Source organism: Streptomyces sp. NBC_00873, assembly GCF_045207415.1.
GTDB lineage: Bacteria > Actinomycetota > Actinomycetes > Streptomycetales > Streptomycetaceae > Streptomyces.
In genome coordinates this window covers 2465793-2482226 of the sequence record NZ_CP108803.1, presented here as the reverse complement: position 1 = coordinate 2482226, position 16434 = coordinate 2465793, and the positions used below count along the sequence as shown (strand labels likewise).

Below are 16434 nucleotides of genomic sequence, written 5' to 3'. Positions count from 1 at the left end.
CTCCGGACGGCCACCGCCTCCCTGACATGCTCTTGTCCCCTCGCGCTTTCGCGTCCAGGTAAGTCAGGCGACCCAAGAACGCAATGCCGTGTCGGGACGGACCACCAGGCGCACCCCGCGCAGCACGTCCCGAGGCGGCCGGTGCAGCAGCGCCGCCAGGAAGGCCCGGTCGCTCGGAGTGAACCGCACCCTCTCCTTGCCGAGTTGTCGCTCCTTCTTGCATACAAGTACTTGAATACAAGTGTGTCACCGTGCGACACTGCCGCACGCTGTTGTGACTGCTCCTCCTGGTATCCAGAGCCGTTGGCCACCCACCCCACCACATGGAGGCGTCGTGTTTTCGCTGTCCCGTCTGTTGTCCAGCCGCCGAGGGCGATGGTGTCCTTCGCTGCGGACATCCGCGTCCGCCTTGGCCTTCGTTCTCGCGGCAGCCGTGCTGCCAGCGGCGCAGGGCACGGCCGCCGAGGCTGCACCGCCGCCGGCTGTGCAGCCGATCTTCTCAATCGGAACGCCCAACCAGTCGGCGGCAGAGTTCGCCCTCAGCCCCCGCAGCTACGCCAAGTACCCGACCACGTTCTCGAACGACGTCACGTACACGGTCGGCACGAGCACCGCGGCCGACTGGTCGTACATCCATCCCGGCCCGTTGGACGGCTGGGCGGGCTCCCGGGCCCACACCTTCACCGTCAACTACACGCTGACCTCGGCCCAGGCGGCCAACGGCACGTTGCTGCAGCTCAACTACGCCGACACACACACCGCGTCACCGACCGTGCAGATCAAGTCCAACGGCACCGTGGTCGACTCCCTCAAGGTGCCATCCGGTGCCGCTGTCGGAGCGCACGGTCGCGGGCGCGTCAACGGTCTGCAAAACAATCTCAACAGGCCGAACCAGGTCGGCTTCCTGATCCCCTCCACCGCGCTGGTCGAAGGCAACAACAAGATCGAGATCACCTCGACCGCCGGATCGTACGCGGTCTACGACGCGGTGACCATGCTGCCGGCGCCGGCCACTCGCGGCCCGGTCCAGGTGCTGTCGCTGAACCCCACCGTGTTCTTCAAGAAGAGCGCCGGCGGCGTCGACGCGCACGTCGTCAACGTCGGAGTGAACAACACCAGCGGCGCCGCCGGCACGGTCACCTTCACCGCGTCCCTCGGCGGGCGCACCGAGACCACCAGCCTCAGTGTCCCGGCGGGCCGCTCCGTCCAACAGATCCTCGCGCCGCCGGCACCGCCGCCCGGCCCGTCCGAAGTGGACATCACCGCCAGCTTGGGTGACCAGTCCGGGACGTACGCACTGAACCTGCCCTACCAGAAGCGGTGGCAGGTCGATCTGATGACTGGCCCCCACTTCGACAACGGGTATCACTACAACCAGCAGATCACCCGGCAGATCCTCGACGCCTACGTCGACCAGGCCATCGACCAGTGCAACACCACGGCCGACCCGAGCAAGGGCTACGCCGACGGTGAGAAGTTCCGCTGGACGACCGAGGCGTCCTGGCTGGTCAACAACTACCTGCAGGACCGATCGGCGGCGAAGATCGAGGCCCTGGCCAAGTGCGTCCGGTCCGGTCAGATCGAGGTGATCGGCAGCTACAACAACAACCTGCAGGACCTTGCCGGCAGCGAACAGATGATCCGGAGCCTCGCCAAGGGCACCAAGGACCTCGCCGGGCAGCTCGGGACCAAGGTGACCTCCGCGATGCAGGACGACGTCACCGGTGTCTCGGCGCAGTACATACAGATGCTCGCGCAGCAGGGCATCAAGGTCCTGATCAACGGCACCAATCCCGGTCACACCGGCGCCAACAATCCCGAGTACACCGGGCAGGACGTCCCGACCGTGTTCCACCACCAGGCGCCGAACGGCAGCAAGGTGCTGACGTTCTACGGACAGAACTCATACTTCGAGGCCTACACCTTGGTCCCGGGACTGCAGTGCGCACTGGCGGCTCGGATGGACGACTGCGGCCGTTCCGGTCCGCCGCTGCCCTACACTCCCAAGGCACCGCCGGCGAACCTCACCCCGGTCGTCAACAGTTTCGCCAACGGGCTAGGCCAGCTGCTGCCCGGCCTGCAGGTCGGCCAGTACCCGCAGTCGGTGTATCCGCTGATGGCGTTCCTCGACACCGTTCCGCCGCTGAACGGCATCTCCGACGTGCTGCGGCAATACGCGCAGCAGTACAGCTACCCCCGGCTGGTGATGTCCACGCCGTCGCGGTACTACGCCGACGCGACCACGGCACCCGGCGCGACGTCGGTGTCCGGTTACACGCCGGACCCGACCTCGACACCGGCGAGCGAGCTCCCGGTCCGGACGGGCGACTACACGGGCTGGTGGTCCGATGGTGCGGGCTCGTCCCCGGTGGAGACCGGTGACAACATGCGCTCCCAGGTCCGTACCACCAACGCGGAAACCTTCGGATCGCTGGCCGGCCTCACAACGAAAGAAGATCCGACGCGCGCCTGCATGGTCGACGCTGCCTACCAGCAGCAGAACATGTGGACCGAACACACCTGGGGCACGGAAGGCCTGACCTACCCGTCGCACCAGTGGCCCCGGAAGAAGATCTACGCCGACCGGGCCACCCGGTTCAGCACCAACGCGCTGACGTCCGCCACGACCGCGCTCGCGAAGCAGATCACCAACAGCAGTTCGAGCCCGGGCCTCAGCGTGTTCAACGCACTGTCCCGGGCGCGTACCGACGCGGTGACGGCGACCGTGCCGAGCGGTTGGGCGGGCCGGTTGGTCGACGTGGCCAGCGGTGCCGCGGTGCCGTACCAGTCGGTCGACGCCACGCACATCCAGTTCGTCGCCGCGAACGTGCCGGCGGTCGGCTACCGAACCTACGAGCTGAGATCCGGCTCGGATTCTGCCACCGCGCCGGACCCGTCGCTGAGCTGGAACCCGACGACCGGCGTGCTGCAGAACCAGTACTACACGGTGACGATCTCGCCGAGCGGGGCCGTCACCTCGGTCGTGGAGCGGGAGTCCGGCCGCCAGCTGGTCGACACCGCGTCCCCGTTCAAGCTCAACCAGTACGTCTACCGGCCCAACGCCGGGCGGGCCAGTCCGCCCTACGGGGGCGCCCCGACGAGCAGCGCGAAACAGTGGTCGCCGTCGAGCGCCACGGTGAGCGTCAAGTCCTCCGGACGGGTCAGCATCACGATCGCCGTGACGTATCCGAACACGCCGGGTGGCAAGGACGCCGAGGGCAAGGCCACCGGCGTCGAGTCGGCAGGCTCCACCATCACCCTGTTCGCGAACACGCCGCGCGTGGACATCGCCAACAACCTGGACAAGACGGCTGTGACGACGCCGGAGGAGGGCTACTTCGCCTTCCCGTTCAAGGTGGACTCTCCCACGGTCACATACGAGGGAAACGGCATGCCCGTCGAGCTGGGCAAGGACCAGTTCCCCGGCTCCGCGATGGACTGGCAGTCCATGCAGAGCTACGCCGACGTCTCGAACAAGACCGGCGGCGTCACCGTGAGTTCGACCGACACCCCGCTGGTCGAGTTCGGTGACATCAAGACGATGCGGCTGATCGCCCGCCCGGGCCAGATCGACGGTCCCGTCGTGAGCGACCTGAGCAGTGTCCTGCCCACCAACGGATCGATGTTCTCGTTCGCGTTCAACAACCTTTGGACGACGAACTACAACGCGGCCTACCCCGGACCCATGAGCTTCCATTACTCGATCACCAACCATGCCGGAGGGTTCAACGCGGCCAACGCGACCAGCTACGGCGGGGGCGTGCAGTCACCGCTGCTGTCCGAGCCGCTGGCCGCACGCCAGGAGGGAGATTACACGGCGGCCAGCCAGTCGCTGGCCTCGGTGGACGCGTCCAACGTGGTGCTCAGCACGATCAAGCAGGCCTCGCCGACCGATTCCTCGCCGGCGTTCCCGCTGACCGCGCGGTTGCTGGAGGTCTCCGGCAAGTCCGGGTCGGCGCACCTGCGGCTGCCGTTCAAGGTGAGCTCCGCGCGACTGCTCAACCTGACCGACGAACCCACGTCGGCGCCGGCGCTCACCGTCAGCGACTATGGGGACGGCTCGCAGATCACCGTGCCCTACACCGGCCACGACATCGTGTCCGTGGGCATCCAACCCAAGAATACGTACACCCGGAGCGCTCCGATGGTGTGCATGACCGAGTTCGCCCTGGCGCCGGACGGGCACGCGAGCTACCCCAACGCGTTCCCGAACGACGTCAACTACACGGCGAAGCAGGCTGCTTCGGGGGCGCCTGACAGTACGTACCCCGCCTCGACGACGCCGTGGGTGAGCAACACCGGCACCGGCATCGCCCCGGCGCAGTGGAGCTACATCCAGCCGGGCCCGAGCGACGCGTGGGCAGGAACGAAGCAGCACACGTTCCGTCTGTCGTTCGACCTCGCCAAGGCGCCGAGCCGAAACCTGACGCTCTCGCTCTGGCTGCTCGACACGAGCAAGGCCGCGCCGCCGGAGCTCAGTCTGTCGGTGAACCAGAACGCCGCGCAGCGTTACCCGCTGGCCGAAGGCGGCGGGGACGGTTACCGGTGGGGTGATGGGAAGGACACCCATGGCACGTACAAGATCGTGCCGCAGGCGCTGAACTTCACCTTGCCCGCGTCCAAGCTCGTCGCCGGGAAAAACACCGTTTCCCTCACCACCGTCTCCGGTTCGTGGCTGGTCTACGACGGCGTGGCCGTCGGGGAGTAACCACTGCCGTGTGCGGGTGGCGGGCATGCGTCCCGCCACCCGCACACTCACCGGCCCCTTGTCCATACAGCACCCGCGGCGACGGCCGCGCTCGAACCCCGGCGGTGTCTCGTTATCCGTCTACTCGTACGCATGGCGGTGTTCGTCGGCGCCTGCCTGGCCGTGGTTCTCGGCCCTGGCACGCCGGCCAGCGCCCACCCGTTCACCAACTTCTCCACCAACCAGTACAGCGGCCTGCGGGTCGGCCCCGACGCGGTGACCGTCGACTACGTCCTGGAACTCGCCGAGCTGCCGGCCCGCCAGGAGCGCACCAACAAAGTTGACGCCGATCGCGACGGCAAAGTCACCGCCGCCGAAAAGCAGCAGTATGCGGCGGCCACCTGCGCCACGATCGCCTACACCCAGGAACTCCGCCGGGACGGCCAGCAGATCGCGCTCGCCGTCACCGCCAGCGGGGTCACCTTCCCGCCCGGCACGGGCGGGTTGACCACGCTGCGGCTGGAGTGCCGGCTGCGCGCACCGCTGTCGCTCGGCGCCGACTCGCTCGTGGAGTACACGGGCGCCGCGTACGGCGACCAGTCGGGCTGGAACGAGGTCACGGCCGTCGCCGACGGGGTCACGTTCACCAGCTCCGACGTGCCCGCCGCGAGTGTCAGCCGCCGCCTCACCGCCTACCCCGCCAGCCTGCTCAAGTCACCGCCGAACGTGCGAACCGCACGCCTGGCGGTCCGCGCCGGTGGCCCACCCGCCAGCCCCGAGGCGGACCAGCCTCCCGCCGCCGGCGCCTCCGGCTCCAACCCCGCCCGGAGCCGCGACGCCGACCGGTTCACCCTGGCATTGACCGACTTCATCGGTGCCACGCGGTTGACGGTGGGGATCGGGTTGGCTGCGGTCGGCCTGTCGCTCGTGCTCGGGGCGGCGCACGCCTTCACGCCGGGGCACGGCAAGACGGTAATGGCCGCCTTCCTCGTCGGCGAACGCGGCTCGCTGCGGCAGGCCGCGGTCGTTGCCCTCACCGTCACCCTCACCCACACCGCAGGCGTCCTCGTCCTGGGTTTTGTCCTGACCACATCGCTCGCCTTCGCACCGGAGAAGGTCTACGGATGGCTCGGCGTGGTCAGCGGCATGCTGGTCGCCGCAGTTGGCGTGGTGCTGCTGCGCCGCGCGTGGCTGCGCCGCAGCGGCGAAGGCCATGCAGACCACCACCATCGCGGCCACGCACACGATCACCACCACGACCGGCACGGAGCGGCGCTCGCCGTCGCGGCCGCTCCGTCCGGCCCGCTGCGACTGCGCGGCCTGGTAGCGATGGGCTTCGCCAACGGCCTCCTCCCCAGCCCGTCGGCCATCGTGGTGTTGCTCGGTGCGGCCGCGCTCGGCCGCACCTGGTTCGGCGTGCTGCTCGTGGTCGGCTACGGAGTCGGCATGGCGGCGGTGCTCTGCGGCATCGGCCTGGCCCTGGCGCGGTGGCGCGATAGCGTCGAGCGGCGCACGACCGGGCGCCTGGTCTGGATGCTGCGCCGTATCGCGCCTCCGGCCACCGCCGGTCTCATCGTTGTCGTCGGCCTGGGCCTCGCCGTCCGCGCCGCCGCGCTGCTGCCGTGACCTTCCGCCGTGGGCGTGTGGCCGTGTCCCGAATAAATGATCTAAACCGTCCCAAATAGGCGCCGTCCCCGTTGGGGTCACCTGAAATCGGGTCTTCGAACTTGATGGGGGTGCGGCGGTGACGGGCGGGCTGGCCGGTCACGCTGTGTGAGGTGGTTGGGGTTGACTGCAGAGTCGGTGTGGTGCCTGGTGTCGGCGTCTCACCGGTTCAGCGGCAACAGCCGCAACGGGACCCGGGCCGAGACCGTGCTGACTCACATAGCCATGCTCGCGTTCGGCGCTGCGTGCACTGTCCCCGCGTATCGCTGGGCGAAGCCCGTGTCACTGTCAGCAGTGATGGTCATGTCGTACCGCCCGCCGTCCACAGGCCACCTCAAGGTGACCTGCTCGCGCGGGCCGACCAGCTGAGTGCGCGCCGTGCCGCCGAAGTCGTTCGGGGTGACCGTGAAGCATACGGCGGCCGTGCCGTCATTGCTCAGCAGCAACTCGACCCACGCCTCGTGATCGCTGCTTCCCAGGACCGCCGCCGCCCGAGGAACAGCGGCGTCGATCCGGTCGGCCCCCACCACCGTCCCGGCGAAGCGGCAGACGAAGCCGTCGGCGCCGTGGACCGTGAAGTCGTAGCGTCCGCCGGCGCGTACTGCGTCCCACACATAGGCGGCGGTGCTGTGCGGCGCGACGGTGAACGGCGTTCCGGCGAACGGCCGTGCGATGTTCGGGAACACCGTGAAGGGGAAGGCCGCCGCTCCCTCGTTGGCAAGAGTGCAGAGGACCTTGCCGGTGGCGCGGTCCACGGCGATGTCGGCCCAAGGGCGGTACGGCAGCGGCCGGTGCGGGCGCGCGCCACCCGGCTCCTGGGTGGGCACGACCTGTGCGCCAGGCGCCGGGGGCTCTACCGCCGGCAGCTCCAACGCCGCATCGGCTTGCTTCACAAGTGCGCGCGTGTCCGGCAGTACGGGGATCGAGAAGTCGGGCCGGGTGAAGTCGAAGCAGCTGGTGAGGTCACCGCACACGGCTCTGCGCCACTGTGAGATGTTGGGCTCCCGCACGCCGGTGACGAGCTCCAGGAAGCGCAGCACGGAGGTGTGGTCGAAGACCTGCGAGTTGACCCAGCCGCCGCGCGACCACGGCGATATCACCCACAGCGGGACACGGTTGCCCAGCCCGATCGGCTGCCCGTCCACGAACTCGTCAGGGGTTCCCGCGGGTGGGAACGGCGGCACCACGTGGTCGAAGTAGCCGTCGTTCTCGTCGTACATCACCAGGAACACCGTGTGCCGCCACACCTCCGGGTTCGCGAACAGCGACTGGAGAGCGGTGTTCACCCAATGCGCGCCATAGGCGGGGCTGGCGGTCGGATGCTCGCAGAACAGGTAGGGCGAGACCAGCCAGGACACCGTCGGCAAGGTGCCGTCCTTGCAGTGCGCATCGAACGCCGACAGGTCCCACTTCGTCATCGCGTTGATGTAACGCGGGTCGTCCTTGTCGAAGTTGTGGAACTGGCCGAAGTACTCAAGGGCGTTGTCCTCGTAGTTGCCGTAGCGCTCGTCCAGGCCAGGCGTGTGGTAAACGCGCCAGCTGACGTCGGCAGCAGACAAACGCTCCGCGTACGTGGTCCAGTCGCAGACCGGGCTTTCGGGCAGCGGTGTGTTGTCGATCCACGGGCCCGTCGTGCCGTCGCGGCCCGGGCCGACCGTGCCGGTCCACAGGTAGAGGCGGTTGGGGCTGGTGGGCCCGGCCAGTGAGCAGAAGTACCCGTCGCACAACGTGAAGGCATCGGCCAGCGCGTACTGGTAGGGGATGTCCTCACGGGTGAGGTAGCCCATGCTCTGCTCACCCTTGGCGGACGTCCAGCGGTTCATCGCGCCGTTGTTGATGGCCTCGTGACCGCTCTCCCAGTCGTGCGGCAGGCCGTCCGCGTTCTGCGCGTTGAACTTCGTGGAGTCCATACGGTAAGGCAGCAGGAACCCGCCGTCGGGCCGGGCCAGGGCGGGCTGGCGCAAGACGCTGTCGCCGTTCGGGAACGTCAGCGCCTGGCGGTCGTCGAACCCCCGCACGCCGTTCAGCGTGCCGAAGTAGTGGTCGAAACTGCGATTCTCCTGCATCAGGATCACGACGTGGCGGATGTCGTCCATGGCGTCAGTTCCTTTCCGCTGATGTAAGAAGGAAGGAGAGCAGGGCCAGGTCGGCACGCTCCAGGGAGTCGAGGATCGTCCGGTTGGCTGCCGGCCGGATCGGTACGGTGGAGGGCACGGCCAGCACCGCGCACCCGGCTGCCTCGGCCGAGGCGACACCCGTGGGCGTGTCCTCGACGACCACGCACGCGTGCGGTTCGACGCCCAGGGCGGCGGCCGCGGCGAGGTACGGGTCAGGCGCCGGCTTCGTGCGGACGGTGTCCTCCACTGCGAGGGTCACAGCGAACAGGTCCTCGCCCAGCGCCTTGCGTACCAGGTCGACGACATGGCGCGGCGAAGCGGAGACGATCGCCGCGGGCACGCCGGCCGCGGCCAGTTCGTTCAGCAGGCGCAGTACGCCCGGGCGCGGGACGACCTCGCGGGCGACACGGGCGGTGAAAGCAGCGTCCAGCTCGGTGGCGAGCGCGCTGAGGCCGGGGGTTGCCGGGCCGCCGGTGCAGTGCAGGTGAGCGGCGGTGTGCGCGGATGGGCGGCCCAGCACATGCGGCATGTCCGCGTCGGTCAGCGGCCGCCCGATCCTGTCGGCGACCTGTTCCACTGTGGCCCACCACAACCGTTCGGTGTCGACGAGCGTGCCGTCCATGTCGAACAGGACAGCGGCGGGAAGGCCGGGTGCTGCTATGCGATGGTTCAAGGCGAGTTTCTCCGGTAATGCGGCGAACGGGCGGATGTGCAGGCTTCCCGCTTCGGTTGCCGGGCGTCGGGCGGGTTGATCTGGGCCGACGGCGTCTCTGGTCGAGCGTCGGCGGGAGCCGTCAGCCCCTGTCACCGCCGCCGTTTCCCCGGCGGCGGTCCACGAGCACTGGGCGGTCCGGCAGCCTCAGCGTCACCGCCGCACCGACCGGGAGCGTGGTCATGGCGTGAGTCGGCACATCGGCCGTCACCTCGCCGCCGTTGGCCAGCCGCACGGTCAGCCGCGTCGTCGCGCCCAGGAACGTTGCCCCCAGGATCTGGGACGTGCCCTTCCCGTCCGCGGTGACCTCGACCGCCTCCGGCCGTACCAGTACGTCCACTTCACCCTTTCCACCGGTGACCTCGGCGGCGCCGGGCAGCGTCCCGTTGACCGGCAGCGTGCGGCCGAACACGTCCACGGTCCCGTCATCCGCTCCGGCCCGGGCCGGGATCCGGCTCATCACGCCCACGAACTCGGCGACGAACGCGGTCGCAGGGCGTTCGTACAGTTCCGCCGGAGGCGCGCACTGCTCCAGTTTTCCGGCACACATCACCGCGACCCGGTCGGCCATGGAGAGGGCCTCCTCCTGATCATGTGTCACGAACAGGGTGGTGATGCCCAGTTTTTGCTGGAGGCGGCGGATCTCCTCACGGAGCGTCAGGCGCACCTGTGCGTCGAGCGCCGACAGCGGCTCGTCGAGCAGCAGTACGCGTGGTCGCAGTGCCAGAGCCCGCGCCAGGGCGATCCGTTGCTGCTGACCTCCGGACAGCTGATGCGGAAAGCGGCCGGCGTGCTGCGGCAGTCCGACCAGCTCCAGGAGTTCGGCGGCGCGAGCCCGTCGGGTGGCTTTGCCGACGCCGCTCATCCGCAACCCGAAAGCGACATTGTCGATGGCAGTCAGGTGGGGAAAGAGGCTGTAGGACTGGAACACCATGCCCGCGTCGCGGCGGTGCGCGGGGACGCCCGTGATGTCCTCGCCGTCCACGAGCACCTGGCCCGAGTCGGGCCGCTCGAATCCGGCCAGGGTCCGCAGCGCGGTGGTCTTGCCGCAACCGGACGGGCCGAGCAGCGCCACGAGCTCGCCCGGCTCGACCGTCAGGTCCAGACCGTCCAGCGCCGTCGTGGCGCCGAAGGAACGATGCAGCCCGCGGAACTCGACGGTGGCGCCGGTCCGCGTCCGGCTGATGGTTTCGGGACCGCTTATCAGGTGGGTCATTGAGACTCCTTGGGACGGCGAGCGCGTCCGGCTGTGGCGATGGTCAACAGCAGCACCCAGGTGACGAGCAGGCCCATCACCGACACGGCCACCGACATCTGGGCCTGCGAGCCGCTGATGGCGAGGATCCACACGGCGAAGGGCTGGTAGCCGAGGATCGCGGCGACGGTGTACTCACCGAGCACCAGCGCCAGGGTCAGGAACGCCGTGTTGAGCAGCGCTCCGCGCAGGTTGGGCAGAACGACATGCAGGAGGGTGCGCGGCCATGGCGCCCGGCAGGCCCGGGCGGCCTCGACGAGCACACGCAGGTCGATTGCTGCGAGCCCGGTGTCGAGCGTGCGGTACGCCAGCGGCAGCGCCATCAGCGTGTACGCGATAACCAGGACGAAGGGGAATTGCGGATTCTGGAGTGCGACCAGGGCCTGGAAGAGCGGCGTGCCGACGAAATGATCCGATCCCCAGCCCAACACCGCGCTGAATCCCGCGACAAGGGCAACGGCAGGTACGACCAGCGGCAGCAGACACACGATCTCGACGAGTGTGCGCAGGCGTGGTGCGACCAGCCGGACCGTGACCAGAGCGGGCACGAGCAGACCCAGAACGAGCGCGATGGTGGCGGTGGCCAGCTTCAGGGTCAGAGCCAGACTTCCGGTGAAGCCGCCGGCGGTGAAGATGCCGGTGTAGGCCTCGAAGCCGATGCCCTGACCCGGGACGCCGGCGCCGATGCTGAAGGCGACGGCACATGCGAGCGGGACGAGGAAGTACGCACCGGTGAGCAACAACACGGCGGCGCGCCCATATCGGAGCGTGCTCAGGCGAGCCATCGCGCGCTCCTGCGCTGCAGCGGCAGCTGAATGGCCGTGACGAGCCCCGCGACCAGCACCATGTCGACACCGAGCGCGAGCGCGATGTTGCCCTGGCCGACCAGGACGTTCCCGGACAATGCGTCCGCGATCTGCATGGTGACCAGCGGTACCGAGCTGCCGACCATCGCTGCGGCGGTCGCGTAAGCGCTGAACGCGGTGCCGAACAACAACACATAGCCGCCGAGCAGCGATGGCATGAGGATCGGCAGCGCGACATGCGTCCAGTACTGGAAGGCGTTCGCGCCGTTGTTGCGGGCGGCTTCCTGCCACTGCCGTCGCAGCCCCTCCAGAGCCGGGGTGAGCGTGAGCACCATGAGCGGCACCAGGAAGTAGAGGTAGACCAAGGTCAGACCCCAGAAGCTGTACAAGCTCCAGCCATGGCTGAGCAGGTTGAACCGGCTCGTCAGGACGCCGGCGTTGCCGAGCGTGGCCACGAACGCGAACGCGAGCGGCACACCGCCGAAGTTCGCCAGTACGCCCGAACCGGCCAGGACAGCCTCGCGCAGGGCGCGGAATCGCGAGGTCACGACCACGTGGGCGATCGGCAGGCCGACGACGGCGGCGATCAGCGCGGAGACGGCGGAGAGCTTGACGCTGCCGAGCAACGCGGTCAGGTAGGGGCCATGCAGCGAGGAGCTCATGTTCGCGCCGGTGAGACGGGCCCCTCCCGGCGCGGACTCCGGTGTCGTGAAAGCGCCGAAGACCATCGTCCCGAGAACCAGACCGAACACCACGGCGGTGAATACGAGCAGCGGCGCGGCACCTAGCCACCCCGCCGAGCGCGGAATGCGCCGCCAGGCCGACCCGCGTCCGGGCCTGCTGCCGCAGGAGCGGGTCCGGCTGCCAACCCCGGCCGTCTGGATGGCGCTCATCCGGCGACTGCCTGGGCCCAGCCCTGGACGACGGCCTGCTTGGCCTTGCTGATCTGACCGTCGGTGGGGAAGGCGACCGTGCCATTGCCAGGTGTCCGCGGCAGTTCGGCGGCGAAGGTCGCGTCGAGGGTCCCGGACTTCCGCATCTCGGGCATCAGCACCGGCCGGGCGTGGCCCTTGAGCCACAGGTTCTGACCCTCGGGGCTGTACAGGAACTCCTGCCACAGGCGGGCCGCAGCCGGGTGCGGTGCCCACTTCACAATCGCCTGCGAATAGTACTCGGCGTACACACCGCCGGACGGGATGCTCACCTTCCAGTCGACGCCCTTGGCGCGGAGCTCGTCCGCGTACCCGGTGTTGAGGTAGTCCCAGGTGACGCTGATCGGCGTCTCGCCCTTCTGAATGGTCGCAGGGCTCGACTCGACAGGATTGAAGTTGCCGGCCTTCTTCAGGTGGGCGAAGAAGTCCAGGCCGGGCTTGATGTCGTCGAAGGAACCCTTGTCGGCGAGTGCCGCGGCGTACACGGCGCCGAAGGCCGAGCTGGACTTCGTCGGGTTGCCGGTCAGCGCGATCTGACCCTTGTACTGCGGATCCAGCAGGTCGGAAAACGTCTTCGGACACTTCTTGACGCGAGCCGCGTCACAACCGATGGAGACATAGCCGCCGAAGTCGTTGTACCAGCGAGCCTGGGCGTCCTTCTGTGCCTTCGGGATCTGGTCGAACGCGCTGACCTGGTACGGCGCCAACAGGTTCTGCTCGGCCGCGCTGGTGGCGAAGGCACTGCCTACGTCGATGACGTCCGGAGACCGGTCCTGGCCCTTGCGGGAGGTCACCGCGTTGATCTCGTCCTGGCTGGAGGCGTCGGGATTCTCGACCTCGACCTTGATTCCGTACTTCTTCTCAAAGGCGTCGATGATCTCGCCGTAGTTCGCCCAGTCACGGGGAAGGGCGATGGCGTTCAACTTGCCCTCCTTCTTCGCGGCAGTGACAAGGGCGTCCATGCCGCCGAAATCCTTTGCCGAAGTGGCGGTCGCGGCCTTGCCGCCGCCGCCACCGGCCTCATTTGTACTGGTCGAGCCGCATGCACTGAGCACAAGCGCGGCCACGACGACGGAGCAGGCAAGGCCCGCAGAGCGAGCGCGGTGCAGTTTCACAGGGTTCTCCTGGCAAGAGGTGGAGTTGGCTGTACAACTTGACTCATTACCTCGGGGAGCTGTGTACGGGAGGTGAACGCCGATGTACGGGCCGGGGAGCTTCTCCGGAAGAGATCGCGGGTCGCACAACGAGAGCGCCTGGCAGGTGAGCCAGGCCCTGGGAGCGGATAGGGTCAAGTCGGAGCGCCGATGGGCGGCCGAGGGAAGGAGAACGACATGGCAGTCGCGGGGGGCGGCACCACCGAAGCCCGGTATCGACAGTTGGCGGCCAGCTTGCGTGAGGCCATAGCTGCCGGCGCCTTCGGCTCGGAAGGCCGGCTGCCCAGCGAGGAACAACTCGCCCAGCAGTACGGCGTGTCACGCGGCACCGTCCGTCAGGCGTTGGCGGTGCTGCGCGCCAATGGCCTGGTCACATCCCGACGTGGCACGCGGCGGGTCGTGCTCGGCACCGCACGGACCCAGAGCTTCTTCGAACTGCTGAGCTTCACCCGCTGGGCACGTTCGCTCGGAGAGGAACCGGGAGGCCGCACGATCGATATCAAAAGTTGTCTGGCCAACCCGTCGGAGTGCGAGCAACTCAGCCTCGCACCCGGGTCGCGGATATACCGGGTGCTGCGGCTACGGACGCTGTCGCGTGTCCCGATCATGATCGAGCGGACCCTTTACCCTGAGCACATCGGCGCCATGATCGCCCGCCTTGAGCCCCATGCGATTTCACACACCGAGCTGCTGACGGAGGAGGGAGTCGTGTTCGCGGACACAGAACACACCATTGACCTCGTCCACGCCGAGGCCGACGATGCGCGCCTGCTCGGCTGCGCCCCGGACGCGCCGCTGATGCGAGAGCGGCGGCGGGCCACGGACCAGTCGGGCAGACCGTTGCTCTGGTCGGACGACCGCTTTCTGCCGGGCACGATTGCCTTCACAGTGCACAATTCAGTGGCGACAACGGCTCTGTTGCGCCGACGAGGCTGACTGATCGCTCCGCCAAGCGGCGTGCGCAGCCGTGACCGAGGTGGGGAACGGCAAACGGTACTCGCGCGATGACGAACGACGCTCAGCCGGCGGATCAGGGTCCCCGCTACGCCCCTCGGGCGGTGGGGCTGGCACCACCCGGTTCCGGCCGTCCCACCGGGGGGCGGGATCAAGGGAGGGGAACCGTCACCACGGTGGCGACCAGGTCCTGGCGGGCGGTCCACCGCCCCTCGAAGTGTCCGAGCCGTCGGGCGCCCATCATCGGTCCGGGGACGAGCAGTTCGGCGTGGAAGCGGCCGTGCGGTGCCGTTCCGGAGTCCGCGTGGATCTCGATGTCCGCCTCTTCGAAGCCCAGCCACTTCCCCGTCAGCGGGAACCACGCCTTGTAGACGGACTCCTTCGCGCTGAACAGCAGCCGGTCCCAGTGGACGGCGGGCTGCCGGGCGGCGAGGAGCGCCAGGCGCTCCTGTTCGGCGGGGAGCGCGACGGAGCGCAGGACACCGTCCGGGAGCGGGCCGTGGGGTTCGGCGTCGATGCCGAGAGAGGCCAGGTCGGTGGCGCGGACCAGTGCGGCGGCGCGGTAGCCGTCGCAGTGGGTCATGCTGCCGAGCAGGCCCACCGGCCAGCGCGGGGCGCCGCGCTCACCGGGCAGGACGGGCTGGGGCGGCACGCCGAGCTTCTCCATGGCGCGGCGGGCGCAGGCGCGCACGGCGGCGAACTCGCGGCGGCGCTTGTCCACCGCCCGCGCCACCACCGCCTGTTCCTCGGGGTAGAGCGGGGCCTGGTCGGCCTCGTCGTCACCGTAGGTCTCCACGGCGACCACCGAGTCCGGGAGCAGTTCCTCGATCACTGTCCGTGCCCTCCCGCCGGCAGGATGCGGCGCAGTCTGCCGGGCGGCCCCGGGCGGTTGCGCCACTCGCGGGGATAGCCCACCGACACCTCTTCGAAGCGGACGCCCTCGTGCCAGGTGGTCCGCGGGATGTGGAGATGGCCGTAGACCATGGCGGCCACGCGGAATCGGCGGTGCCAGTCGGCGGTCAGCCGGGTGCCGCACCACATGGCGAACTCGGGGTACCACAGGACGTCCGTGGGGTGGCGGTCCAGCGGATAGTGGTTGACGAGGACCGTGGGCAGGTCGTCGGGGAGTGCGGCGAGTCGGCGTTCGGTCTCGGCCACCCGGTCCCGGCACCAGGCCTCGCGGCTCGGGTAGGGGTCGGGGTGCAGCAGGTATTCGTCGCTGCAGATGACGCCGGTTCCGTGCGCGTAGGAAAGTCCCTCGTCCTTGGTGGCGCAGCCGGCCGGCAGGAAGCTGTAGTCGTACAGGAGGAACAGTGGTGCCACGGCGACCGGGCCGCCGGGGCCGTCCCAGACCGGGTAGGGGTCCTCTGGGGTGGTCACGCCCAGTTCGCGGCACAGCTCGACCAGGTGCTCGTAGCGGGCGGCGCCACGGAGGGTGATGGCGTCCTTCGGATGGGTCCACAGTTCGTGGTTGCCGGGAGCCCAGACGACCTTGCGGAAGCGGCTCGCCAGAGTCTTGAGGGCCCAGCGGATGTCGGCCACGGTCTCGGCGACATCCCCGGCCACGAGCAGCCAGTCGTCGTCGGACTCCGGCGCCATGTGCTCGACCAGGGCACGGTTCTCGGCGTAGCTGATGTGCAGGTCGCTGATGGCCAGCAGCTGCCCGGTACCGTCGGCCATCGATGTCCCCTTCGCCCCTCGCGTGCACGCGATCGGGACCACGAGAACACACCCCGCCGCGCTCGGACAAGAGTGTTCAAGTACCACCGGCAGGTGTCAAGCGGCAGCAGAACGACGGTGGTTGGGTGGCGCCGGTGACCCCCGTTGAGGAGAAGCCATTGCCCCGATCCCGCCGGTGAAGTGAACTCCGCCTGGGCAAAAGGCTGTTGGGGCCTCGCTCGGCTGGGCATTCGGAGTCCTCGTTGTGATGCCGACGCTACGGAGCGCGTGGGTGGCGCGGTATGGGCCTGAACGTACGGGTGGGTGGGTCCAGCCCCACTCCCGCCGACCATTCGGCATCACCGCACGGTACGAGTGAGATTACGTCCGGTGAGCGGTGGTGCTCGGCGACGTCGGTGAAGCAGGAGAAACTGGTACCGCTGGACGAGTGGCGGGGAGTTGTCGCCGACTTCTGCACTCCCTCCAGCAACGC

Annotated in this window: 12 protein-coding genes; 3 read left to right on the top strand and 9 right to left on the bottom strand. The window is 68.7% G+C overall.

Annotated elements, in window-relative coordinates:
- Positions 1–63 precede the first annotated feature (63 nt).
- Complete coding sequence (locus OH809_RS11135) at positions 64–189, bottom strand: hypothetical protein (protein WP_406422542.1); 126 nt, start codon at positions 187–189, stop codon at positions 64–66.
- 220 nt (positions 190–409) lie between these two features.
- On the opposite strand from OH809_RS11135, the gene OH809_RS11130 reads away from it, so the two are divergent.
- Both OH809_RS11130 and OH809_RS11125 read left to right on the top strand, forming a co-directional pair.
- Complete coding sequence (locus OH809_RS11130) at positions 410–4708, top strand: polysaccharide lyase family protein (protein WP_406515075.1); 4299 nt, start codon at positions 410–412, stop codon at positions 4706–4708.
- A 132-nt stretch (positions 4709–4840) separates the two neighbouring features.
- Positions 4841–6313, top strand: coding sequence for a nickel/cobalt transporter (locus OH809_RS11125; RefSeq protein WP_406422544.1), 1473 nt, complete (start codon positions 4841–4843; stop codon positions 6311–6313).
- Between the two features lie 254 nt (positions 6314–6567).
- Here OH809_RS11125 and OH809_RS11120 read toward each other — a convergent pair whose 3' ends face one another.
- The 6 genes from OH809_RS11120 to OH809_RS11095 all read right to left on the bottom strand — a co-directional run bounded on the left by OH809_RS11120 (position 6568) and on the right by OH809_RS11095 (position 13289).
- Positions 6568–8448, bottom strand: a complete 1881-nt coding sequence (locus tag OH809_RS11120) for a phosphocholine-specific phospholipase C (RefSeq protein WP_406515074.1) — start codon at positions 8446–8448, stop codon at positions 6568–6570.
- A 4-nt stretch (positions 8449–8452) separates the two neighbouring features.
- Positions 8453–9142 (bottom strand): HAD family hydrolase, encoded by a 690-nt coding sequence (locus OH809_RS11115; RefSeq protein WP_406422548.1) that lies wholly within the window; start codon positions 9140–9142, stop codon positions 8453–8455.
- A gap of 121 nt (positions 9143–9263) precedes the next feature.
- The gene (locus OH809_RS11110) at positions 9264–10397 is read right to left on the bottom strand and encodes an ABC transporter ATP-binding protein (protein WP_406422549.1); all 1134 of its coding nucleotides are present in this window, start codon (positions 10395–10397) and stop codon (positions 9264–9266) included.
- Complete coding sequence (locus tag OH809_RS11105) at positions 10394–11221, bottom strand: ABC transporter permease (protein WP_406422550.1); 828 nt, start codon at positions 11219–11221, stop codon at positions 10394–10396. The genes OH809_RS11110 and OH809_RS11105 overlap by 4 nt, the downstream gene beginning before the upstream one ends.
- Positions 11209–12135, bottom strand: a complete 927-nt coding sequence (locus OH809_RS11100; RefSeq protein WP_406422551.1) for an ABC transporter permease — start codon at positions 12133–12135, stop codon at positions 11209–11211. Before OH809_RS11100 ends, OH809_RS11105 begins: the two co-directional genes overlap by 13 nt.
- Entirely contained in the window at positions 12132–13289 is a 1158-nt protein-coding gene (locus OH809_RS11095) for an ABC transporter substrate-binding protein (protein ID WP_406422552.1), read from the bottom strand. The genes OH809_RS11100 and OH809_RS11095 overlap by 4 nt, the downstream gene beginning before the upstream one ends.
- Positions 13290–13505: 216 nt before the next feature.
- On the opposite strand from OH809_RS11095, the gene OH809_RS11090 reads away from it, so the two are divergent.
- Positions 13506–14264 carry a GntR family transcriptional regulator gene (locus OH809_RS11090; protein WP_406422553.1) on the top strand — a complete coding sequence of 253 codons (759 nt, stop codon included), beginning with the start codon at positions 13506–13508 and terminating at the stop codon, positions 14262–14264.
- A 169-nt stretch (positions 14265–14433) separates the two neighbouring features.
- Here OH809_RS11090 and OH809_RS11085 read toward each other — a convergent pair whose 3' ends face one another.
- Together OH809_RS11085 and OH809_RS11080 are read right to left on the bottom strand one after the other, a co-directional pair.
- Positions 14434–15114 carry a 4'-phosphopantetheinyl transferase gene (locus OH809_RS11085; protein ID WP_406422554.1) on the bottom strand — a complete coding sequence of 227 codons (681 nt, stop codon included), beginning with the start codon at positions 15112–15114 and terminating at the stop codon, positions 14434–14436.
- Positions 15111–15962, bottom strand: coding sequence for a metallophosphoesterase family protein (locus OH809_RS11080; RefSeq protein ID WP_406422555.1), 852 nt, complete (start codon positions 15960–15962; stop codon positions 15111–15113). The genes OH809_RS11085 and OH809_RS11080 overlap by 4 nt, the downstream gene beginning before the upstream one ends.
- Positions 15963–16434 lie beyond the last annotated feature (472 nt).